The sequence below is a fragment of the Candidatus Pelagibacter sp. genome (genome assembly GCF_965262185.1).
Lineage (GTDB): Bacteria > Pseudomonadota > Alphaproteobacteria > Pelagibacterales > Pelagibacteraceae > Pelagibacter.
The window spans coordinates 1,395,173-1,418,589 of the sequence record NZ_OZ253498.1 but is presented as its reverse complement, the minus strand read 5'-3'; the positions used below and the strand labels follow the sequence as shown (position 1 = coordinate 1,418,589).

The window sequence follows — 23,417 nt, the reverse complement described above, 5'->3', positions numbered from 1 at the left end:
TTCTTACAGTATGCCAATACAAACTCCAATATGTGATTTTGGTCAAAAAGCTATCCCATTTGAACTAAAATCAACTGAGAATAAAATTCTTTCCCTAGATGATATTAAAGGAGAAAATGGAACTTTGATAATGTTTATCTGCAATCATTGTCCTTATGTAAAGGCAGTTACAAAAGAAATAGTTGAAGATTGCAATGAATTAAAAAAAATTAGAATAAATTCTGTAGCAATCTGTGCAAATGATGCTGAGAATTATCCAGAAGACTCTTTTGAAAATATGATTAAATTTTCAAAAGATAATAATTTTAATTTTCCTTACTTAAACGACGAAACACAAAATATTGCAAAAGCATATGACGCTGTCTGTACACCAGATTTTTTTGGATATGACAAAAATTTAGAACTTCAATATCGTGGGAGATTAAGAGAGTTGAGAAATCTTATACCAGTTAAAGAAGGTGAAAGTGATTTGTTAAAAGCTATGAAACAAATTGCTGAAACAGGCGAAGGTCCTAAAAACCAAATTCCTAGTGCTGGCTGTAGCATAAAGTGGAAAACTAATTAATGTATTTAATTGTTACTAGATCTTTTCCTCCTGAACTAGGTGGAATGCAAAGCTTAATGTGGGGTTTATCAAAAGAGTTATCTAAGAACTTTATGATAAAAGTTTTCGCTGATTATATTGATAATCACAATGATTTTGATGAACTAGCTTCGTTTTCAATTGAAAGAGTTGGTGGAATAAAACTTCTTAGAAAATACAGAAAAGCTCAATTAATTAATGAGTTTATTAAAGATAATAAAGTTGAAGGAATAATTGGAGATCATTGGAAAAGTTTAGAATTAATTAAAACTTCTAAAAAAAAATATTGCCTTATACATGGTAAAGAAATCAATCATCCTAAAGGATCAAGTCAAAATAAAAGAGTTTTGAATGTTCTTAATAATGTAGAAAAAGTTATTGCTAACTCACAATATACCAAAAACCTTGCTATTGAATGTGGGGTTAATGAAAATAAAATTATTGTAATTAATCCTGGTGTTGATCCAGCTCAAGAATTAAACAAAAAATCAGTAGAAAAAGTTGAAAGCTTACTAAAAGTTAAAACGCCAAGACTAATAACTGTATCAAGATTTGATAAAAGAAAAAATCATGAAAAAGTGGTGATGGCTCTTAGAAATCTAAAACAAATTTATCCAGATATCGTCTACATTTGTATTGGATACGGTGATGAAGAAGAAAATATTAAAAAATTAGTAAAAGAATTAAATTTAGAGGAACAAGTAATGTTTTTTAAAGATATAAGTGATGATTTAAAAAATGCACTAATCGCTAAATCAAATTTATTTGTAATGCCTTCTATAATTCATAAAAAATCTGTTGAAGGGTTTGGAATTGCATATGTTGAAGCAGCACAATACGGTGTACCATCTATAGGTGGTAAAGATGGAGGTGCGTCAGATGCAATAGATCATGAACAAACTGGTTTAATATGTGATGGAAATAATCTTGATGATATTTATTCTTCAATTAACTCAATGTTAGAAAATAAAAAATATTTAGAACATGGAAAAAATGCAAAAGAATTTGTGAATAAATTTCAATGGTCAAAAATAATTGAAGAATACAAAAAGATACTAAATTGATTTCAAATAATAAATTAGCAATTTTTTTAATTATAATCTCAGTTTTTTGTGGAACATTAATGTTAACCTTTTTAAAATTAGCTCAAGAGGAAGTTAATGTTTATGTAGCAGGTTTTTTTAGATTTTTATTTGGTTTCCTGATTATTTTTCCTTATATGTTAAAAACTAAATTTGCAGTTTTTAAATCAAATCATCACAAAAAACATTTTCTTAGAGCAGTTTTAAACTTGCCTTCAATGCTTTTATATTTCTCAGCTTTAACAATGATGCCAATTGAAAAAGCTACAGCAATATCTTTTGTTGTTCCTTTCATTGTAACTATTTTGGCTGTTTTGTTTCTTGGAGAAAAAATTTATATCTACAGAAGTTTTGCTCTAGTTTTGGGATTTATTGGTATGTTAGTAATTTTAAGACCAGGCATGATTGATATTTCTATTGGAGTATACATGGCACTGGCATCTTCTTTTATGTGGTCAATAGTGATTATAATTACAAAAACTATCACAAAAGATGATAGCTCAATTACAATTTTATCTTATGGATACTGTTATATGACTATTTTTAGTTTCCTAATTGCATTGTTTTATTGGCAAACACCTAGTTTACAAACTTTGATTTATTTATTTTTTGCAGGTCTATCTGGCACATTGTTGCATCTTTGCATTAATCATGCTTATAAACTAGTAGATGTGAGTATGACCCAACCCTATTCTTTCTTAAGTTTAGTATTTGCATCTCTAATTGGTTACTTTGTATTTAGCGAAATCCCTGATCTCTTCACTTGGATAGGTGCAAGTATAATATTTTTAGGTGTTTTCATTATTTCATACCGTGAAATGAAGCTAAATAAAGAAATTATTAGAAAACGAATAGATATTAAATCTTAATTCTTCTTCTTGAAGGTTTTGTAAATATGCCAAACTACAATTAAAATTGTAGTAGCTAGGATACATGCGGTTAAAGTTCTATCCCACAAAAATTCCCACGAGCCATTACTTAATAACAAAGATCGTCTCAAATTTTCTTCCATCAATCCACCAAGGACAAAAGCTAATATCAAAGGTGGCATAGGGAAATCATATAATCTTAAAAAAGTTGCTACTACTGCTATCCCAATCATTAAATGAATATCAAAATTATTAAATGACATCACATAAATCCCAGTAACAGAGAAAAATAAAATTAAAGGAATTAAATAATTTTTAGGTACAGCAAGAATTCTAGCTATATAGGGAATGAGTGGTAAGTTTAATATAAGAAGAATTACCATTCCAATATACATAGACATTATTATTGACCAAAAAATCTCTGGATTAGTCATATAAAGTCTAGGGCCAGGCTGAACACCAAAACCTAAAAGAGCACCTAGCATTACAGCTGTAGTTCCACTCCCAGGAATTCCTAAAGTAAGCATTGGCACAAAAGAACCTGAGCAAGCTGCATTATTTGCAGTTTCTGGAGCAGATAAACCATTTACACTTCCTTTGCCAAATTTTTCTTTCTCCTCATCGCTAACTACGTTTCGTTCCATTCCATAAGCCAAAAAGGATGCAATTGTTGCTCCAGCTCCAGGTAAAACACCAATTAAAAAACCAATTACTGATGATCTTGGAATTGTTTTATACATTTTAGTTCGTTCTTCTTTATTGATCTTAATTGACCCTAATTCAGTTAATGAAACTTGTTTGGCAGCACTGGTTGGATCGTTTCTCTTTAAAATAATTGTTAAAGCTTCGCTCATTGCAAAAGTTGCCATCACAACTAGTACGAAGCTAATCCCATCAGTTAGGTTCATATTGTTAAATGTATATCTTGTAATATCAGACAAACTGTCTTGGCCAACTGAAGCTAACATCAAACCTAAAACAACCATCATCATTGCTTTTAAAAATTGTCCTTTAGATGAAAAAGCGGCAATGGCAGTTAAACCTAAAATCATTAAAGCAAAATAATCGGGTGATCTAAAAGATAAACTTACTTTGGATAAGCTTGGTGCCATGAACAATAAATAAATTGCAGATAAAGTTCCACCTGCAAATGAGCTCCATGCTGCAATCGCTAAAGCTTTTCCAGCTTTACCTTGTTGTGCCATTGGATAACCATCGAATGAAGTTGCAACTGTTCCTGGAACACCGGGGGCATTTAATAATATTGAAGAAGTTGAACCACCAAAAACTGCTCCATAATAAACACCAGCCATCAAAATTAATCCAGTTGCAGGATCGAAACCGTATGTAATAGGTATCATTAAAGCTATTGCAGTCATTGGACCAAGACCAGGAAGCATTCCTATGATTGTTCCAAAAAAACAACCAACCATAACCATTAGTATGTTTTGGAGTGTAAGTGCTGTAGTTAATCCAATTAGTATTCCTTCAATCATCCCATAACTCCAATTAATTGTAAAAATGGATCTCTCAAATAAATATCAAGGATACCATGAAGCAAATACATAAAGGCAGCAACAAATGGAAAGGATAATAAGAACATTACAATCCACCTTCGTTCTCCTAAAAAATAATATGAAGCAAATAAAAATAAAGATGTGCTTAAAAAATAACCAACTTTTAAAATTGTAGCTCCATAAACAATTGCAATTAATATAAGTATACCAGTTTTTTTATACTCTAAACTTTTATGTTCTACTTTGATTGTATTTGGATCTGGTAAAATAAGTTTTAATCCAGAAAAAAATAATCCTGCATAACCCAAATAAATTGGGAATGTTCTGGCATTAAATGGAGCATTTTCATCAAATGTGAAAACTTGAATTTGATAAGCTAAATATAAATAAAATGCTGAAAAAATAAAAAAGAGCAGCGATATAATTTTTGTAGTATTTATATTCACTGCTCTAATTTTAATTTCTAACCAAAGGTTAGATAACTCCTAGCTTTTTCATAAGAGCTGTCATCTCTTCAGTTTGTTTTTCTAAGAATTCAACAAAATTACCCTCGGGGTTATAAATATTAACCCAAGCGTTTCTTGCTCTTACCGCTTCCCACTCTGGAGTTTTTTGTACATCGCCAAGCATTTTTGCAATTTCTGATCTTTCAGCATCGCTCATACCTGGAGGGCCAAAGAAACCTCTCCAGTTAACGAATTGTACATCGTACCCTTGTTCTTTAAGAGTTGGTGCATCTGGTGCATCAGAAACTCTTGAAGGAGCAGTAATACCAATAATTGTTACTTGGTCTCTTGCACCCATCAATTCACCTAAACCAGTTGAAATGATTTGAGTTTCTCCAGATAAAAGTCCAGCTAACGCTTTTCCTCCAGCATCATATGGAATGTATTGAACAGCATTTGGATCTGCACCTGCAGCTTGGAATGCTAAAGCACCAATTAAATGGTCCATACTTCCTCTTACTGATCCACCTGCCATTTTTACTGAGCTTGGATCTTTTTTATATGCCTCAACTACATCTTTAAAGTTTTTATAAGGTGAGTTTTTTGCAACTGCGATAGCACCGTAGTCTCCAATTACACCAGCAATCGGCACAACATCTTTATAAGATAAAGTTCCGCTACCTTTTACATAACCTTCGTGTCTAGTAATTGATCTTAGTACTAATGGTGTAGATTGAACTAAAATTGTATTAGCAGGTTTAGTATTAATCATGTAAGCAAGTGCTTTACCACCACCACCACCTGACATATTTTCAAATGATGCACTTTTTAACAAACCAGCTTTTGTTAAAGCTTCTCCAGTACCTCTAGCAGTTCCATCCCAACCACCACCAGCACCACCACCGATCACAAAGTGCAATTTTTCATGCGCTACTGAGCTAGTAGTTGTTGCTGAGAATAATAGGATTACTGAGAATAATACTGAAATTATTTTTTTTATGTTTTTCATTATTTTCCCTCTCTATTTTAAAAACATTAGTTAATTATAGTCTTAATCTTTATGCAACCTGTAATTCAGTAACACAACTTAAAATTGAAACTAATTTCTCAAAAAAAATATCAATAAACTGTTGAAAATTATTTTTTTTACAAATTACATTTTCACTTTATTCACTTTTCACAATTACATTTTTTCTTATCTTTCACATAGTTGATGATAGAAACATATTAAATGATTAAACATCTGATCCCATTTTATCTTGAAAATACAAAACAATTTTTTTCAATTAAATTTTTATCTGTTTTAATAGTTTCCATTCCTAGTGCAGTTGTTGCTGAATATTTAAATATTCCTCTTGCGTGGTTTTTGGGGCCAATGATTGTCATATCAATTGCTGCATTATCAGGACTAAAAATCATTATGCCCAAAATTGTATTAAGCTTCATCTTAATAATTTTAGGTTTGCATATTGGAAACTACATAGATCAAAATCTTTTTAACCAAATGATAAATTGGATTTGGACATCTATAATTATGTTAATTTATATAATTATTTGTATTTTAGTTGTTGCTAAGTACCTTCAAAAATTTGCAAATTATGGAAAAAAATCCTCTATATTTTCTGCTGCTCCTGGTGCTTTAGGTCCATTAATGATTTTAGCAGAGAATGAAAAAACAGATCTATCTCAAGTTGCAACTTCCCACCTAATTAGATTGATCATTATAATAACTGTAATTCCACTTATTATCGTAAACAATACTGACAATAATGTTTTATTAAATGATAACTTTAATTACTTGGCTCAAAATCATTTAAATTTAATTTTACTTATTATTGCTTCTTTATTTTTTATTTTTGTTTTTGATAAAATTAGAATCCCTGCAGCCTTATTATCAGGAACATTATTTGCAAGTGGCCTATTACAAATTACAGATATAGCCACGTATAAATTACCAGATGAAACTGTAAATTTTTGTCTATTAATTCTTGGTTCTTCTGTTGGATGTAGATTTGCTGAAAAAACTATAAAGGAAATAGCAAACAATTCACTCCATAGCATTGTAGCGACAGTAATATTGGTAGCATTAGGGTTACTTGCTGCATACGTTGCAACTTTTTTTGTTGATACAAATATTTTAACTTTAATATTATCTTTTAGTCCCGGGGGAATTTATGAAGTAGCAGTTATAGCAATTGCTTTTGATTTAGACCCAGACTTTGTTGCTTTTCACCATATAATAAGATTGCTTTTTATACTTTTCACAGTTCCAATATTTTTAAGAGTTTTAGAAAAAATTAAGAAATAATTTCAGAAAGTCTTTCAAAAACTTTTTCTGCTGAAAGTTTTGATAATTCGGGGGCTTGTATTGCTTTAAAGTTATCTCTTTCAATACTGACTTTAAAAGGAGTTGTATGAGAACCAAACAGAGCAATTCCTTTTGATCCTATGTGTGCAGTTATGTGAGCAGGTCCAGTATCATTAGCGACCACAAACGAACTGTCTTTAATTAAACCAGATAATTGTGAAATATTTAAAGCTTTACCATTATCCAAAACACATAAAGCATTTATATTTTTTGCATCTTTAATTTCATCTGGTCCAGGTGCAGTAACCACTTTAAATTTATTTTGAAATTTGTCATTAATCATAGAGATTAGTTCGTTATAGTAAGGCCATTTCTTTGTAGTTAAATGGGGTGAGCAAAAAGGAAAAAGTAATATGTATTTATCTAGTTCATAATTGTTTTTTATTTCTGAAATATCAACTGTGCTCCATGAAAAATCTGGTTTCAATGTATAATTGGTATTAATTCCTGAAGATTTTAACTGATGATCAAATCTTGAAAGAACAGAATCTTTATCAAAATCTTTTTTGGTTGTTCCTTTAGGAAGGGTTGTTTCAGTTGAACTCCAAATAGTTTTATCAGCTTTAGGAAATAATATATTTTTGTAAAATGATGTTCTGCTAGAATTTTGAAGATCATAAACTTTTGAGAAATTATATTTTTTGATCTCTCTCATTAGTAAATATAAATAAATTAAGTTAATCTTTGATAATCTTTTATCTAGAATAACATTTGAAATATGTGGGTTTTTTTTAAATAGTTCAAAATAAGGTTTTGTTGTTAACAAATGAATTTGATCTTCTTTATGATTTTCAGAAATATCTTGAATTGCCCCACATGCTTGAGCTATATCGCCTAAAGATCCATGTTTAATAATTAAAATATTAGACATATTTCTAACAACTTAACATAGTATAAAGTTTTATGAATAAAATTATAGTCGAGGTTTCTGTTGGAGAGCTTTTAGACAAGATTTCAATATTAGAAATCAAACAAGATAAAATAAAAGACCCAGAAAAATTAAATTTTATAAATAACGAACATTCTATTCTTAAAAATCAGTTAGAAAAAAATGTTAAGTCTGATGAGAAGCTTGAAAAATTGTTTCAAGACTTAAAAGATATAAATACTAAACTTTGGGTTATTGAAGATGACAAGAGAGATTGTGAAAAAAATAAAGATTTTGGAGAAAAATTTATAAAACTTTCTAGAGACGTTCATTTTTTAAATGATGATCGTGCAAAAATAAAATTAGAAATGAATAACCATACTGGCTCTGCTATTAAAGAGATTAAAGAGTATACTAGCTACTAAAAACTTTTGGAAACCAATCCTCTCTCATCTGGTCTCCAGATTTTAAATTAATTCCATCAAATGGTGGTGATGTTGAGCCACCTCTTTCAGTAAATGTAACATCATCACCAATAAATCTCATAGAAAATGCTCTACGAGATTTGGAACTTTGATTTCCTGTGGAACCATGAACGGTTTTAAAATTAAACAAAACTGCATCACCTAATTTTAGGTCAGGAACTAATATATCTTCTTCAAATTCCTCTTTTTTTGGAAGACTCATAAACAAGCTATCATCTTTGTACCATGGTTGATTATTGGACCATTTAGTAGGTCTCAAAAGTTTTTGCCATTTATGTGATCTTAAAATTAATTTAAGGTTATTTTCTTTATTTACTTCATCTAATGGTATCCAAAAACTGCCAGCATCATTTCCATTAACACAGTAGTACGGCATATCTTGATGCCAAGGTGTTTCCTTGTTTGTTCCTGGGTCTTTAATAAAAAGATGATCATGAAAAATTTGTACCGATTTTGAATTTGTAGCCTCAGCAACTATTTGAGCTGCAGGGGAATTAAACATACAATCTTTAAATTCTTTTATTCTTTCCCAATTGCAATAGTCTTCAAAAAATCTTCCTTCATTTACATTCACATTCTCTCTTCCATGTTGGCTTGGATTGTCTAAAACTTTTTGAAAACCACTTCTTAATGGTTCAATCCAATCTTTAAATGCATCTTTAATAATTATTGCACCAAGATTTTGATAATCATCAATCTGTTGTTGAGATAGATACATATTATTGTTGGAAACTATATTTTTTTTCTAAATACTTAATCACATTGTGAATAACAAAAGTCATAAATAAATATATTCCACCAGCCACAATAAATACTTCAATAGGCTTAAATGTTGTTGATATGATGTATTTTGCAACACCAGTTAAGTCCATAAGTGTAACAGTGCTTGCTAATGAAGTACCTTTCATCATTAAAATTATTTCATTTCCATAGGCAGGAAGAGATTGTCTAATCGCAATAGGTATTTGAATTTTATAAAATATAATTTTATTTGAAATACCTAGACTTTTTCCAGCTTCAATAATTCCAGGTTTTATAGTTTGAAATGCAGATCTTAAAATCTCGGATGTGTATGCGCCAGTATTTAACGTAAAAGCAATTATTGCACACCAATAAGGTTCTTTCAAAACAACCCACAAAAATGTTGATCTTAAATATTCAATTTGTCCAAGACCAAAATAAATAATAAAAATTTGAACTAATAAAGGAGTGCCTCTGAAAACATAAGAGTATCCATAAGCAAATTTATTAATAAATATATTTTTGTTTAATCTTAAAATTGCAAAAAATAATCCAAGAAATAATCCAAAAAATAAAGAGGCAGACAAAAGCTTTAAAGTAATAACAGTTGCTCCTAAAAGTTTTGGAAAACTAGTGATCATTAAATCAAAATCCATTAATAACCCCTACTATATTTGACTTCTAATTTATTAATTAACTTCATACTTATGTAAGTGAGCAATAAATATAAAACTGCAGCAAAAGAATAAAAAAATAATGGATCTCTCGTAGATCCTGCAGCAATATAAGATTGTCTCATGATTTCGACCAAACCAGTCACTGATATTAAAGAAGTGTCCTTTAAAGTAATTTGCCAAACATTACTTAAATTTGGAATAGCAAGTCTTAACATTTGAGGAAGAATAATTTTATAGAATTGACCAAACTTGTTTATTCCTAAAACTTTTGCAGCCTCAAACTGCCCTTTATCAATTGATTGTATAGCTCCTCTAAAAACTTCTGTTGAATAAGCTCCAGAAATTATCCCTATAGCAACAGCACCAGTAATAAATGCATTGATTTCTATATATTCGTAATAACCAAAAATTGACGCAACATACATGATTGCACCACTTCCACCAAAAAATAACAAATAGATTACTAATAATTCAGGAACACCTCTTATTACTGTGGTGTAAAAATTACCTACAAAGTTTAGTGTTTTGTATTTTGAAAGTTTAAGAGGAGTAAAAATTAAAGCAAAAAGAAAACCAACTAACATTGCTGTAACAGATACAGCAACAGTCATTAAGGTTGCATAAAATAACTCATCACCCCAACCTGTTTTTCCAAATGCAAGAAGTTCCATATAGACTGGCGACTATATATTATAGCCGCCAAATCCAAAATTAATTACATAGAAGCGTCAAAACCAAAGTGTTTAATAGCAAGTTCGCTAATAATTCCTTTTTTTCTAGCTTTGTTAATTGCTTTGTTGAAATCTTTTAAGATTTTAGCATCTCTTTTTCCAATAGCGCTATCATCAGCTTGTCTGATTCCAACACCAACTCCATTTCCAAATGCACCACCTGAAAAAGTTGGTCCAACTAAAACAACTGGTTTACCAGATTTATCAGCATAGTCTGTAAATGCTACAGCTGCAGCTAATGCAACATCACATCTTCCAGAAGTTAAATCTAAGTTAACCTCATCTTGAGTTTTGTAAGTTCTAACATTTACACTTCCAACATCACCAGACTCTAAAAAGTTTTGGTGAATTGTACCTGTTTGAGTACAGACTGTTTTACCAGCTAGAGCACCTGTTAAAGTTTTTAAAGCTTTTTTAACATCTGACCCACCTAATGATAAGTTGATACCTTCTGGTGTATCCATGCCTTCTAAACTTGAACCCTTCATTACAGCAAGAGATGCAACTTCATCAGCATAGCCTTGTGAGAAAGTGATTGTTTTCTTTCTTTCATCAGTGATTGACATACCGGCCATGATTGCATCAAATTTTCTCATTACTAACGCAGGTATCATTCCATCCCAATCTTGCTCAACGATTGTACACTCATACTTCATAATTTTGCAAAGCTCTTGAGCTAACTCAACCTCAAATCCAATAAGATTACCTGATGCATCTTTTGAATTCCATGGAGGATAAGCTCCTTCAGTTCCAATTTTTATTGTTTCAGCAGAAACATTTCCGATGATAAATAAAGAAGCAAGAACTGTTAAAATAGTTTTTTTGAATTTATTCATATTTTCTCCTTTAATTGAAATAATTATTTCACAATTTTTAGAAAGAAAAAAGAAAAATTAATGATTTATTGAAGACGAAAAGTTCCAAGCACAATCGAAACTTGGTATATAAACTCTAGATAATTTAGCGTTCCCGAAATTTTGATTAAATACATTTAACCAGCTATCAACTTGTTGAGGTTTTTTATCCTGGCTACCAACTTGTGCCGTAATGACCCCTTTTGGTTTTAATATTCTCACCAAAGAATCCATATTCTTAGCAGCTAAATCAATACAAAATTGATCATCATTTAAATCAACAAAAATATGATCGTAAGTATCATCAGCAACTGATTTAATACTTTCAAAAGCATCTCCCCATACACATTTAACCGAATTTTTTTCTGTAGCTTTTTTTCCAATGTCCCCAAGATGCTTATTGCAAACATCTACAACTTCTGGATCTAGCTCATACCAATCAATAAAATTAAAATTTTTAGAAATACATTCTCTTGCAACGCCACCATCTCCACCTCCTATGATAGCTGCTCTTTCATTATCCTTATTTAAGTTAAGACCAGATCCAACAAAAGTTGAACTGTATAAATGTTCATCAGTTGCTGCTACTTGAATTTCACCGTCTATAAATAAAGATTTTCCAAATTGTTCTAAATCTAAAATTTCAATATGTTGACCAACTTTAGATTTAAAATCTTCTAAAACATCATTTACAACATATGATTTCTGTAATCCAGGTGAACTGTAAATATCGTGATACAGAGATTTTGTATCTCTATTGAATTCTTTTTTAACAATTCTTGAGTGTTCAAATTCTTTTTTAATTATATCTATTGCAACTGAAGGACTTACTTTCCCGCAAGTAAAAAAATCAAAACTAATAATTCCTTTTTCAGGAAATGTATGAAAGCTGATATGACTTTCTGCTAAAAGAGCCAATATTGTGAAACCTTGTGGTTCAAATTTATATTTAGAAATATTTAAAATTGTAACCTTTGCAGCTTTTGCAATATCATGAATTACCTTTTCATACACTGAAGGATCATATTCTCTATTAGTTCCAATTATATCTAGAGTTATATGTTCACCTACTTTTATCATATTAAGAATAGTCCAATCTTACTATCGCATTTTTTTCTTCTTTCAATGAAAAAACTATTATAATACTTCGCAGAGGTTGAAACAGTGAAAAACAATTGGTCAAATTCGGCAGCGCAAAAATATATTAAAAAGTATAAAAAACTTGGTCATTCTAAAGATATGGCGCTAAGAGTTTATACTACAAGATTATTGGGAAGAAACAGCGAGTTAGTTCTACACGGGGGTGGCAATACATCGGTAAAAACTTCAATTAAGGACATTGATGGTAAAAATTATGATGTACTTTGTGTAAAAGGAAGTGGTTGGGATATGGCTGAAATAGAGCCAGCAGGATTACCTGCTGTAAAACTAAATCCACTATTGGCGCTAAAAAATAAAAAATATTTAAGCGATGAGGACATGGTCGCATATCAAAAAAGAAATTTAATAGATATCAAATCTCCAAACCCTTCTGTTGAAACTTTTTTACATGCGTTCCTACCTTTTAAGTTTGTTGATCACACTCACTCTGATGCAATAATGGATATAACTAACAGATCTAACGGAAAAAAACTTTGTAAGAAAATTTTTGGATCAAAAGTTAGTATAGTTCCTTATGTGATGCCAGGATTTGCCTTAGCGCAAAAAATAAATGAGGTTTATAAAAAAAATCCAAACATTAATTGCTTAATTTTATTAAACCATGGAATATTTACTTTTGATGATGATGCTAAAAAATCTTATGACTTAATGATCAAATATGTATCAATAGCTGAAAAAACCATCAAAAAATTAAAAAGAAAAAAAATTAAACAAATTAAAAATTATAATTTTAAATTTAAGCCTCATGAAATTGCACCAATTTTAAGAGGATTATTATCAGAAAATAAAGATCAAAAATTTATCTTAAATTATAGATCAAATAAAAATCTTAATTATTTCATTAATGGTAAAGATGTCAAAAGATACTCTAGTATAGGAACTGCAACACCCGATCATGTTATTAGAGTAAAACCATTTCCACTAGTTATTAGCCCAAAAGAAAATTCTTCAATTGAAGATTTTAAAAAGCTAGCTGAGAAAAGTTTTAAAGATTACAGAAAAAAGTATGTGAGATATTTCAAAACCAATAAGAAAAAGGTTAAAGGCAAGAAAACTATGCTGGATACTTCGCCAAGAGTAATTTTAGTGCAAAATGTTGGTTTGTTTAGCGTTGGAGACAGTCTTAAGGCATCTAAAATAGCTGGAGATTTAACCGAAACAAACGCAAGAGTGATTTCATCTGTAGAGGAAACTACAAAATACAAGTTTATTCCTGAGAAAGATTTATTTGATGTTGAATATTGGTCTTTAGAACAAGCAAAAATTAAAAAAGCTAAAAAAATTCTTCAAGGAAACATTGTTGTAATTACTGGAGGATTTGGTGCAATTGGTTCTGCAACTTATAAACTTTTTAAAAGTTATGGTGCTGAAATTGTTCTCTTAGATTATGACGCAAAAAAAGTAACAGAAATGCAAAGTAAAATTTCAGATCTTTGTTTACATTGTGATGTACGAAATAAAAATAGTGTTAAAACTTCTTTTAAAAAAATAAATGAGATATATGGTGGTGTTGATATTTTAATCTCTAATGCAGGCACTGCAATTGGTGGGTCAATTGCTGAAGTAGATGATAAAATTTTAAGAGAAAGCTTTGAGGATAATTTCTTTTCTCACCAAAATTGTGCATCAGAAACAATTAAAATAATGAAAAAACAAAATATTCAAGGATGCTTATTATTTAATATTTCAAAACAATCAGTAAATCCTGGAAAAAATTTTGGTCCTTATGGTCTTCCAAAAACTGCTTTATTAAGTTTATGCAAACAATATGCAGTAGATTATGGTTCACTTGGAATAAGATCTAATGGTGTTAATGCTGATAGAATTAGAAGTGGCCTGCTTAACGATGGAATGATTAAATCTCGTGCAAAAGCTAGAGAAGTTTCTACAGATGAATATATGAGAGGAAACTTACTCTTAAATGAAGTTAAAGCTGAAGATGTTGCTAAAGCATTTTTTCATTTAGCGGTTTCAAAAAAAACTACTGGTGCAGTTTTGACTGTAGATGGTGGAAATATCGCTGCTTCTCTAAGATAATTGATTTAATTTTATTCTTGCAATTTCTAAATTTTATCTTCAAAGTTAAGATATTAAAAAATGTCTGATACTATTAAATATTTTCTAGAAGAAAGCAAAATGCCGAAGACTTGGTATAATATTGCTTCAGATCTTCCAAAACCTCTTGATCCAGTTTTGCATCCAGGAACATTAAAACCAATTGGACCAGATGATTTAGCTCCTCTATTTCCTATGGCATTAATAGGACAAGAAGTTTCTCAGGAAAGAGAAATTGAAATTCCTGAGCCTGTTAGAGACATTTATAAACAATGGAGACCTTCACCACTTTACAGAGCTAGAAAATTAGAAAAACATTTAGATACTCCAGCAAGAATTTATTACAAATATGAAGGTGTAAGTCCTTCAGGTAGTCACAAACCAAATACAGCTGTTGCACAAGCTTTTTACAATAAAGAAGAAGGAACAAAAAAAATTACTACTGAAACAGGTGCTGGACAATGGGGTACATCGTTAGCATTTGCTTGTAAGTTATTTGGAATAGAGCTTGATGTTTATATGGTAAAAGTGAGTTTCGAGCAAAAACCTTATAGAAAATTAGTAATGCAAACATATGGCGCAAGATGTGTTGCAAGTCCATCAAACGAAACAGATAGTGGTAAAGCTATTTTAGCAAAACACCCTGATAGCTCAGGAAGCTTAGGTATTGCAATTTCAGAAGCAGTTGAGATGGCTGCTAAAAATCCAGATACAAAATACGCACTTGGCAGTGTACTTAACCATGTGCTTATGCATCAAACAATTGTTGGTAATGAAGCATTGCTTCAAATGGAAATGGCTGATGATTATCCAGATATTTTAGTTGGGTGCACAGGTGGTGGTAGTAACTTTGCAGGATTAGTTTTTCCATTTATTGGTAAAAAATTCAGAGAAGGATTAAAAACAAGAGTGATTGCTTGTGAGCCAAAATCATGTCCTTCTCTTACAAAAGGTAAATTTGTTTATGACTTCGGTGACACTGGAAGATTAACACCACTAATGAAAACACATACATTGGGATCTCAATTTGTACCACCAGCAACACACTCAGGTGGATTAAGATATCATGCTATGGCACCTATGGTTAGTCATCTTAAAGAGATTGATGCTATTGAAGCAAAAGCTTACGGTCAAAAAGAATGTTTTGAAGCGGGTGTGAATTTTGCAAGAACTGAAGGAATAGTTCCTGCGCCTGAGGCAACACATGCGGTTAAGGGTGCAATTGATGCAGCTTTAGAGTGCAAGAAAAAAGGAGAATCTAAATCAATTTTATTTAATCTTTGTGGTCACGGTCACTTTGATATGAAAGCTTATGGTGATTTCTTTGATGGAAATTTAGCTGAGGATAAATTTGATCAAGCAAGTGTTGATAAAGCTTTAGAAGAATTGCCAAAAATTGCTTAATTTAAAAATTGAGTCTAATAAAACCATTTTGCGGAATAAGACCTAAGAAAAAGTTAGCAAAGCAAGTAACCTCTCCAAACATTAGTTATATTGATAACTACAAGCCAAATAAAAAATTAAATTTTCTTAATTTATTAAATGCTAACGAAATCAAAAAATCCAAAAAAATTCTTAAAAGCCTCAAGGATAAAAGCATAATTCAAGAGGATAAATCTAGTCATTTCTATTTATATAGAATTACTTATAAGAATAAAAAGCTTCTTGGAGTGGTTGGAAAGATAAATTTAGATAATTACGATGACAAAAAAATATTGGGTCATGAAGAAACTTTTAGTGATAGGATTCAAAAAAGAAAAGAACAGCTGATTAAATTTAATTGTCAAATAAGTCCAATTTATACCACATACAAAAGTACCAAAAGCTCATTAAAAAAATTAAGAAATATTTTTAATTTTAAACCAGATTATAATTTTAAATCTAAAGATAACTGTAGACATGAACTTTGGGTTGTTAAAAAAGCAAGTAAAGAAGCATTGCTAAAAAAATATCTGCAAAAAATTAAAAAAATCTATATTTGTGATGGACATCACCGAATTCAAGCTATGTTAAAAAGTAGAAAAAAAATTGCTCCTATGGTAATTGCTTTTCCAGATAAACAAGTTCAAATATTAGATTATAATAGAGTTTTAAAAACAAATTTAAAATTCAATAAAATTAAAGAAATAATTTCAGCAAACTTCTCCATAAATATTTCAAAGAAAAATAAAAAAATTAAACAAAATCAAATTGAAATGTATGTAAATAAAAAGTGGTATACAATTAAACCATTCAAAGAAACCAAAGAATTAGATGTAACAATATTGAGAAAGTTAATATTAAACAAAATTTTAAAAAATAAAAAAAAAATTAAATTCGTGTCAGGATTTAAAGGTAAAAAAGCTTTAGAAAACTTAGTAAATTCCAAAAAATATAATTTAGCATTTAGACTATTTCCTACAGAAATTTTACAAGTTTTATCTTTTGCAGAAAAGAAAAAATATATGCCTCAAAAATCTACTTGGTTTCATCCAAAACCACTTGATGGATTAATTTCCTCTAGAATTAATTCTTAAATAACTCTTTTAAACCCTTAGATGATGCATCTGAAATGCCTCTTTCAGTGATCAATCCAGTTACATATTTAGCGGGTGTTACATCAAATGCTAAATTCATAGCCTTACTTTTTTTTGGATAAATCAAAACTTTTTTGACTTTATTGTTCTCATCAACACCCTCTACATAAGATAATTCCTCAGAGTTTCTTTCCTCAATAGGAATGTCTTTTGCATCTTTAATATTCCAATCAATAGTTGAACTTGGGAGTGCAACATAAAAAGGAACATTGTTATCATGTGCAGCTAAAGCTTTTAAATAAGTTCCAATTTTATTACACACGTCTCCATTAGATAAAGTTCTATCTGTTCCAACAATACACATATCAACTTGACCTCTTTGCATTAAAATACCTCCGGTATTGTCAGCAATAATAGTATTGGGTATTTCTTCCTCATTTAACTCATATGAAGTTAAATTTGCACCTTGGTTTCTTGGTCTTGTTTCATCTACCCAGACATGGACGGGAATTCCTTTTTTGTGAGCATGATAAATAGGCGAAGTTGCTGTTCCCCAATTAATAGTTGCTAACCATCCTGCATTGCAATGAGTTAAAATATTTACTGTACTTTTTTTCTTATTGTAAATTTCTTCAATTATTCTTAATCCTTTAATACCAATATTTTCACAAAACTTTTCATCTTCATCGCAAATTTCTTTAGCTTCTTTTAAAGCTATATCTAAAATTTGATCACTATTGATACCAGATAAATTTTTCATCATACGATCAACTGCCCATTTCAAATTTATCGCAGTAGGCCTTGATTTAATTAATTCTTCTGAACATTTACTTATAAATTCCTTAGAGTTGTTCTCATGAATGGCTAAAACTATTCCATAAGCAGCTGTTGCTCCAATTAAAGGAGCACCTCTAACCTCCATAAATTTGATTGCATTGATTGCATCTTTAACTGATTTAAGATCTTTTATTATAAATTGATGTGGAAGTTTTGTTTGATCAATTATTTTTACTATCTTATCCTCGTACCATATTGTTCGATATTCTTTTCCTTGAATTCTCATTTACTTAAAACTCTACCCGCAACCGTTTTTAGCTTATGTATTGTTTTTTGGGTTCGTTTTTCTGGCGCAGTAATAATAGCTACATCTAAACAATTATTAGTTGGATCATTTGGATCTATATGGCTCTCAAAATTATCAACTAAGTTTTTTATCATCACTTTTGCTTTTTCAGCATTTCCTAACAAAACTTTTATTACTTGTTGAACATCAACGTTTTCATGATCTGGATGCCAACAATCAAAATCAGTAACCATTGAAACTGAGGCATACCTAATTTCTGCCTCTCTTGCGAGTTTAGCTTCAGGCATGTTCGTCATTCCAATAACATCTGCTTTCCAAGATCTATATAAATTAGATTCTGCTAATGTTGAAAATTGAGGTCCTTCCATAACAACGTATGTTCCATTCCTTTGATATTCTATTTTTGATTTTTTAATCGCATCTTCACAAGCATTCATTAGTCCATTAGATGTAGGATGTGCCATCGATACATGGGCAACAATTTCATCATCAAAAAAAGTTTTTACTCGTGCAAAAGTTCTATCAATAAATTGATCAACAATAACAAATTTACCAGGTGGCAACTCTTCTTTCAAAGATCCTACGGCTGATACTGAAACAATATCAGTGACACCTAATTGTTTTAGTGCATCAATGTTTGCTCTAAAATTTATGTTTGAGGGAGAAACAAAATGACCCCTTCCATGCCTAGGTAGAAAATAAACTTCTTTATTATTATAATTAGTTTTTAAAATTTGATCAGAAGGTTTTCCCCAAGGAGTATTAATTTCTAACAATTCTCTATTAGTAAATTCTTCAACATCATAAAGACCACTACCACCAATAATTGCTAATTTATTTGTTGTCATAATTTAAAATATATTTATTTATAATTAAGTATTATGAATTTAAAAGATCATATTAGATCAATTCCTGATTATCCTAAAAAAGGTATTCTATTTAGGGATATAACTACTCTAATTAAAAACGAGGAAGCTTTTGCTGAAACAATTAATCAAATTATTGAAAGATCTAAAAAATACAAAATTGATAAAATTGCTGCAATAGAATCAAGGGGTTTCGTGTTTGCTTCTGCCGTTTCTTATATACTTAAAAAACCTTTTATTATGTTGAGAAAAAAAAATAAATTACCAGCTGAAGTACATTCTGTAGATTTTCAATTAGAATATGGTACTGCAACTATTGAGGTTCACAAAGACTCTATTTTAAAAGATGAATCTATTTTAATAATTGATGACTTAATTGCAACAGGTGGTACTGCAAAAGCTGCTGCTAAATTGGTTGAAATGTGTGATGCAAAAGTAGCTGCATTTGTTTTTGTTATTAATTTATTTGATTTAGGTGGATCAGATAATTTGGTAAATAAAAATTATAAAGTTGAAAATTTAATAGAATTTCCAGGACATTAAATGGTAGCGGGAAGTGGGATCGAACCACTGACCTCGGGCTTATGAGTCCCGCGCTCTAACCAACTGAGCTACCCCGCCATAAAAAAGATACTTTTATTATAAATCAATAATTTTTCAATACACTTTTAACCTAAACTAGATCAATAGATAAGCAATTAATCCGCTTACCATTGCTAGTAAAATAGCGCTAAAGAAAAGTTTTTTTTTTAAAGATTTTTTTTTATTTAATCGAACTCTGTTAAGTAGAATATTTACATTAGTAGTTTTATAAGGATCTATATACAAATCTTTTTTTAGTTCTGTATCATTTTCATACAAACTAGGGTCTCTATCTTTATTTCTCACAATTATATTTAAACATGTGTTTAATATTAACGCAAACTTAAACTAATTATTTTTAAAATTAGTTTGTTTCAATGGTTTAAATATAATTTCAGCTGGATATTTAATTTTTTCAATTTCTATTGAAATATTCCCATTTAAAAGTTCATCATCTGAATAATCGTTATTTATATAACCAAATGATAGATTTTTTTTGAAATTAAAAGAATAATTGCCTGATGTTGTTCTTCCAATAATCTTATCATCTATATAGATTGGTTCATCATGAAGTAGAAGAGGTTTACCGGGTTCATTATTTTTTAGAACAAACATAGCAAACTTCCTATCAATTTTTTTATCTTTTATTTTTTCCAATGCTTCTCTTCCAATAAAATTAAATTCTTTTTTATAACTAATTGTAAAGTTAAGGCCTGCTTGGTATTGATTTTCTTCAGGTGAAATATCATGCCCCCAATGTAAAAAACCACTTTCCATCCTCATTGTATCTAATGCATGCATTCCACAATTAGATAAATTATATTTTTTTCCTTTTTCTATTAATTTCTCGTAAATATTTTTAGAGTCTGAAGTTTTAACATAAAGCTCATAACCTAACTCACCAACATAAGATAATCTTTGAGTCCATATTTTTGTTCCATCAATTTCTATATATTTTGAATTCGCGAACTTAAAATTTTCATTACTAAAATCATCTGAACTTAAATCTTGTATTAACAATCTACTTTTTGGTCCGAATATTCCAAACACACAATAATCATCAGTAACGTCAGTTAACTCAACACCATCCGATAAATGCTTTTTGATATGAAATTTATCTCTTTCTCTCGTTGCTGCAGAACTAATAATTCTAAAATGATTTCGATCAATACAAACTACTGTAAGATCTGTTTCTATTCCTCCATAATTATTAAGCATATGAGTATAAGTACATTTTCCAGGTTCCTGCTTTATATTTGATGTACAAATTCTCTGAAGATCTTGATTAGCTTTTTCAGATTTAATTTCAAATTTAGAAAATGGAGACAAGTCGTATAGACCAACATTTGTTAGTGTGTTATTAGTTTCGTATTCAACTGATGGATACCAGTTTTGGTAATTGTAACTATATTCATACTCTGCTTTTTCTCCATTAAGAGCAAACCACATTGGTCTTTCGTATCCAGCGGAAACTCCAAAGCATGCACCAAAACTTTTTAATTCATTATGGTATGGTAGTTTTTTTACATTTCTAGATGTTTTGTGTTGTTTATAAGGCCAATGCATTCCATACAAATCTCCAAGAGATTCTGTGATACGATCTTTAATAAAACCTAAATCTGAATGAAACTTTTGAAATCGCTTTATATCATAATTAAAAATATCTTCATTGATATGACCAGTCATTAACCATTCCGCAGTTACCTTTCCAACTCCACCACCACTACCAATTCCAATGCTATTCAAACCACAACTAACAAATAAATTTTTAACTTCAGGAACTTCACCTAATAGAGAATTGGTATCAGGGGTAAAAGATTCTGGTCCTGAAAAAAACTTTCTTATTCCAGCTTGCTCTAAAACTGGAAATCGTTTCATGGATTTTTCTAAATAAGGTTCAAAATGATCAAAATTTTCTGGAAATTCTCCAAATGAAAAATCTTCTGGAACTTTATTAGTATCCTTAAATGCTGGAATTGATTTACCTTCAAATATACCAATTAAAAGTTTTCCAGCATCTTCTTTAATATAAGTGCTGCTATCAAAATCTCTTATAACAGGTAATGTTGGTGAAAGATTTTCAATTGGCTCTGTAATAACATAAAAATGTTCTGCAGGATATAAAGGAATACTTACTCCTATTTTTTCTCCAATTTGTCTAGACCACATACCTGTTGCAAGAACTACATATTCACATTCAATATCTTGTCCATTAACTCTAACACCACTAACTCTACCATTTTTAGTTAATATTGTTTCAACAGGTGATTGCTCAAATATTTTTGCTCCACCTAATCTTGCACCTTTTGCCAACATGTGTGTAACACCACTTGGATCAGCAGCACCATCACCAGGCATCAATACTCCACCTTTTAAATCTTCCGTATACATAATTGGATAATTTTTCTTTATTTGATCTTTATCTAAAATCTTAATATCAACATCATACAATTGAGCCGTAGTTGCCTGTCTTTGAAGTTCTTGCCATCTAGCATCTGTTTGAGCAATCGATAGTGCTCCATTAATTCTTAAACCTGCTAAGTGATCAACTTCTTTTTCTAATTTTTTGTAAAGATCTAAGGTATATTTTCTAATTTTTGTAACTGCAGCTGTTGGACCTAATTGACTAACTAATCCTGCTGCATGCCAAGTTGTACCTGATGTTAATTGATCTCTTTCCAAAAGCACAACATCTTTCCAACCAAATTTTGTTAAGTGATAAGCAACTGAACAACCTATAACCCCACCTCCAACAACAACTACCTTTGTGCTAGAAGGATATTTTTTTTCCATTACTAATGTTTGACAGCTTCTCCTGGGTCTACATAGTTGTGACCAAATACATCTGCAACTGCTTTATAAGTAACCATACCTTTGTGAACATTTAATCCAGCTAAAAAGTTTTTATCTTCACTTAATGCTTTTTGATAACCATTGTTAGCAAGTTTAACTAAATAAGGTAAAGTTGCATTGTTTAATGCTAATGTTGAAGTTCTTGGAACTCCACCTGGCATATTAGCCACGCAATAATGAACAACGTCGTCAACTATGTAAGTAGGTTCACCGTGAGTAGTTGGTTTACTTGTTTCTACACATCCACCTTGATCAATTGCAACATCAACTATTACAGAACCTCTTTTCATACTTTTGATCATTTCTTTTGTAACTAATTTTGGAGCTTCTGCACCTGGAATTAAAACTCCTCCTACTAATAAGTCTGCTTCAGAAACTAATTTTGGAAGATCAATTTTATCACTTTGTTCTGGAATAATTTTATCACCAAACATCTCTACTAATTGTTTTAATCTAGCCTCTGATTTATCAACGATATGAACTTTAGCTTGCATTCCTGTTGCAATAACTGCAGCATTTTCACCTACAACACCACCACCTAAAATTACTACAGTTCCACCGGTTACACCTGGAGCACCACCTAACAAAAGTCCTCTACCGCTTTGATTTTTTTCTAAACAATGAGCACCAGCTTGAACAGACATACGTCCTGCAACTGCACTCATCGGAGCTAATAATGGTAATCTCCCATTATCATCTGTTACAGTTTCGTAAGCAATATTAACACTCTTTGATTTAATTAATCCTTCAGTTAACTCTTTCGCTGCAGCTAAGTGAAGATATGTGTAAACAATTTGATTTTCTCTAATCATATCAACCTCAACTTTTTGAGGTTCTTTAACTTTAACAATTATGTCTGCATCATTAAAAATATCGGCTGCAGTGCTTGCTATTTTTGCACCTGCATTTGTATATTGATCATTTTCAAATCCAGCTTCAAAGCCACCATTGTTTTCAACAATAACTTCGTGACCTTCAGAAACTAAGGTTTTAACACTTTCTGGTGTTAAACCTATTCTGTTTTCTTGAGGTTTTATCTCCTTAGGTACGCCTATCTTCATAAGCACTCTCCATGTCTT

Annotated in this window: 23 protein-coding genes and 1 tRNA gene; 9 read left to right on the top strand and 15 right to left on the bottom strand. The window is 30.4% G+C overall.

Annotated features, from left to right (window positions below; translation table 11 throughout):
* Positions 1–10: 10 nt before the first annotated feature.
* The 3 genes from ACQY31_RS07700 to ACQY31_RS07690 are packed head-to-tail and all read left to right on the top strand — an operon-like array spanning position 11 to position 2,534.
* A complete protein-coding gene (locus tag ACQY31_RS07700; RefSeq protein WP_428079901.1) occupies positions 11–565 on the top strand; it encodes a thioredoxin family protein in 555 nt (184 codons plus the stop codon).
* Complete coding sequence (locus ACQY31_RS07695) at positions 565–1,647, top strand: glycosyltransferase family 4 protein (RefSeq protein ID WP_428079900.1); 1,083 nt, start codon at positions 565–567, stop codon at positions 1,645–1,647. Before ACQY31_RS07700 ends, ACQY31_RS07695 begins: the two co-directional genes overlap by 1 nt.
* Entirely contained in the window at positions 1,644–2,534 is an 891-nt protein-coding gene (locus ACQY31_RS07690) for a DMT family transporter (protein ID WP_428079899.1), read from the top strand. The genes ACQY31_RS07695 and ACQY31_RS07690 overlap by 4 nt, the downstream gene beginning before the upstream one ends.
* Here the strand turns inward: ACQY31_RS07690 and ACQY31_RS07685 are convergent.
* From ACQY31_RS07685 to ACQY31_RS07675, 3 genes are read right to left on the bottom strand one after another with little or no spacing between them, the layout of a single operon-like run.
* Positions 2,531–4,030 (bottom strand): tripartite tricarboxylate transporter permease, encoded by a 1,500-nt coding sequence (locus tag ACQY31_RS07685; protein ID WP_428079898.1) that lies wholly within the window; start codon positions 4,028–4,030, stop codon positions 2,531–2,533. The two genes, ACQY31_RS07690 and ACQY31_RS07685, sit on opposite strands and share 4 nt — an antisense overlap.
* Entirely contained in the window at positions 4,027–4,497 is a 471-nt protein-coding gene (locus ACQY31_RS07680) for a tripartite tricarboxylate transporter TctB family protein (protein WP_428079897.1), read from the bottom strand. Before ACQY31_RS07680 ends, ACQY31_RS07685 begins: the two co-directional genes overlap by 4 nt.
* 28 nt (positions 4,498–4,525) lie before the next feature.
* Positions 4,526–5,506 (bottom strand): tripartite tricarboxylate transporter substrate binding protein, encoded by a 981-nt coding sequence (locus tag ACQY31_RS07675; RefSeq protein WP_428079896.1) that lies wholly within the window; start codon positions 5,504–5,506, stop codon positions 4,526–4,528.
* A 222-nt stretch (positions 5,507–5,728) separates the two neighbouring features.
* On the opposite strand from ACQY31_RS07675, the gene ACQY31_RS07670 reads away from it, so the two are divergent.
* Positions 5,729–6,805: an AbrB family transcriptional regulator gene (locus tag ACQY31_RS07670; RefSeq protein WP_428079895.1), complete on the top strand. Its 1,077-nt coding sequence runs from the start codon at positions 5,729–5,731 to the stop codon at positions 6,803–6,805.
* On the opposite strand, the gene ACQY31_RS07665 is transcribed toward ACQY31_RS07670, so the two are convergent.
* A complete protein-coding gene (locus ACQY31_RS07665; protein WP_428079894.1) occupies positions 6,795–7,736 on the bottom strand; it encodes a glycosyltransferase family 9 protein in 942 nt (313 codons plus the stop codon). The genes ACQY31_RS07670 and ACQY31_RS07665 overlap by 11 nt on opposite strands.
* Before the next feature lie 32 nt (positions 7,737–7,768).
* Here ACQY31_RS07665 and ACQY31_RS07660 point away from each other — a divergent pair, with 32 nt between their 5' ends.
* Positions 7,769–8,158 carry a DUF6165 family protein gene (locus tag ACQY31_RS07660; RefSeq protein ID WP_428079893.1) on the top strand — a complete coding sequence of 130 codons (390 nt, stop codon included), beginning with the start codon at positions 7,769–7,771 and terminating at the stop codon, positions 8,156–8,158.
* On the opposite strand, the gene ACQY31_RS07655 is transcribed toward ACQY31_RS07660, so the two are convergent.
* Genes ACQY31_RS07655 through speD form a run of 5 tightly spaced genes read right to left on the bottom strand, consistent with a single transcriptional unit; the run spans position 8,148 to position 12,301 of the window.
* A complete protein-coding gene (locus ACQY31_RS07655; protein WP_428079892.1) occupies positions 8,148–8,936 on the bottom strand; it encodes a phytanoyl-CoA dioxygenase family protein in 789 nt (262 codons plus the stop codon). The two genes, ACQY31_RS07660 and ACQY31_RS07655, sit on opposite strands and share 11 nt — an antisense overlap.
* A 1-nt stretch (position 8,937) precedes the next feature.
* A complete protein-coding gene (locus ACQY31_RS07650) occupies positions 8,938–9,615 on the bottom strand; it encodes an ABC transporter permease (protein ID WP_428079891.1) in 678 nt (225 codons plus the stop codon).
* Positions 9,615–10,307: an ABC transporter permease gene (locus ACQY31_RS07645; RefSeq protein WP_428079890.1), complete on the bottom strand. Its 693-nt coding sequence runs from the start codon at positions 10,305–10,307 to the stop codon at positions 9,615–9,617. Before ACQY31_RS07645 ends, ACQY31_RS07650 begins: the two co-directional genes overlap by 1 nt.
* Positions 10,308–10,351: 44 nt before the next feature.
* Positions 10,352–11,203 carry a transporter substrate-binding domain-containing protein gene (locus ACQY31_RS07640; protein WP_428079889.1) on the bottom strand — a complete coding sequence of 284 codons (852 nt, stop codon included), beginning with the start codon at positions 11,201–11,203 and terminating at the stop codon, positions 10,352–10,354.
* Between the two features lie 57 nt (positions 11,204–11,260).
* On the bottom strand, positions 11,261–12,301 hold the full coding sequence (gene speD / locus ACQY31_RS07635) for an adenosylmethionine decarboxylase (protein ID WP_428079888.1): 1,041 nt from the start codon (positions 12,299–12,301) through the stop codon (positions 11,261–11,263).
* A gap of 84 nt (positions 12,302–12,385) precedes the next feature.
* Between speD and ACQY31_RS07630 the strand changes: the two genes are divergently transcribed.
* Genes ACQY31_RS07630 through ACQY31_RS07620 form a run of 3 tightly spaced genes read left to right on the top strand, consistent with a single transcriptional unit; the run spans position 12,386 to position 16,953 of the window.
* Positions 12,386–14,419, top strand: coding sequence for a bifunctional aldolase/short-chain dehydrogenase (locus ACQY31_RS07630; protein WP_428079887.1), 2,034 nt, complete (start codon positions 12,386–12,388; stop codon positions 14,417–14,419).
* 60 nt (positions 14,420–14,479) lie between these two features.
* The gene (locus tag ACQY31_RS07625; RefSeq protein ID WP_428079886.1) at positions 14,480–15,841 is read left to right on the top strand and encodes a TrpB-like pyridoxal phosphate-dependent enzyme; all 1,362 of its coding nucleotides are present in this window, start codon (positions 14,480–14,482) and stop codon (positions 15,839–15,841) included.
* A gap of 8 nt (positions 15,842–15,849) precedes the next feature.
* Positions 15,850–16,953 carry a DUF1015 family protein gene (locus tag ACQY31_RS07620; protein WP_428079885.1) on the top strand — a complete coding sequence of 368 codons (1,104 nt, stop codon included), beginning with the start codon at positions 15,850–15,852 and terminating at the stop codon, positions 16,951–16,953.
* Here ACQY31_RS07620 and mtnA read toward each other — a convergent pair.
* The gene (mtnA, locus tag ACQY31_RS07615) at positions 16,943–18,016 is read right to left on the bottom strand and encodes an S-methyl-5-thioribose-1-phosphate isomerase (protein ID WP_428079884.1); all 1,074 of its coding nucleotides are present in this window, start codon (positions 18,014–18,016) and stop codon (positions 16,943–16,945) included. The two genes, ACQY31_RS07620 and mtnA, sit on opposite strands and share 11 nt — an antisense overlap.
* Positions 18,013–18,885, bottom strand: coding sequence for an S-methyl-5'-thioadenosine phosphorylase (locus ACQY31_RS07610; RefSeq protein WP_428079883.1), 873 nt, complete (start codon positions 18,883–18,885; stop codon positions 18,013–18,015). The genes mtnA and ACQY31_RS07610 overlap by 4 nt, the downstream gene beginning before the upstream one ends.
* 33 nt (positions 18,886–18,918) lie before the next feature.
* Between ACQY31_RS07610 and ACQY31_RS07605 the strand changes: the two genes are divergently transcribed.
* Positions 18,919–19,446: an adenine phosphoribosyltransferase gene (locus ACQY31_RS07605; RefSeq protein ID WP_428079882.1), complete on the top strand. Its 528-nt coding sequence runs from the start codon at positions 18,919–18,921 to the stop codon at positions 19,444–19,446.
* Between the two features lies 1 nt (position 19,447).
* Here ACQY31_RS07605 and ACQY31_RS07600 read toward each other — a convergent pair.
* The 4 genes from ACQY31_RS07600 to ald form a co-directional block, all read right to left on the bottom strand.
* Positions 19,448–19,524: transfer RNA gene (locus ACQY31_RS07600), tRNA-Met, on the bottom strand.
* A gap of 57 nt (positions 19,525–19,581) precedes the next feature.
* Entirely contained in the window at positions 19,582–19,791 is a 210-nt protein-coding gene (locus ACQY31_RS07595; RefSeq protein WP_428079881.1) for a hypothetical protein, read from the bottom strand.
* A 42-nt stretch (positions 19,792–19,833) separates the two neighbouring features.
* Positions 19,834–22,278 (bottom strand): GcvT family protein, encoded by a 2,445-nt coding sequence (locus ACQY31_RS07590; RefSeq protein WP_428079880.1) that lies wholly within the window; start codon positions 22,276–22,278, stop codon positions 19,834–19,836.
* Positions 22,279–22,280: 2 nt separating this feature from the next.
* On the bottom strand, positions 22,281–23,399 hold the full coding sequence (ald, locus tag ACQY31_RS07585) for an alanine dehydrogenase (RefSeq protein WP_428079879.1): 1,119 nt from the start codon (positions 23,397–23,399) through the stop codon (positions 22,281–22,283).
* Between the last annotated feature and the right edge of the window lie 18 nt (positions 23,400–23,417).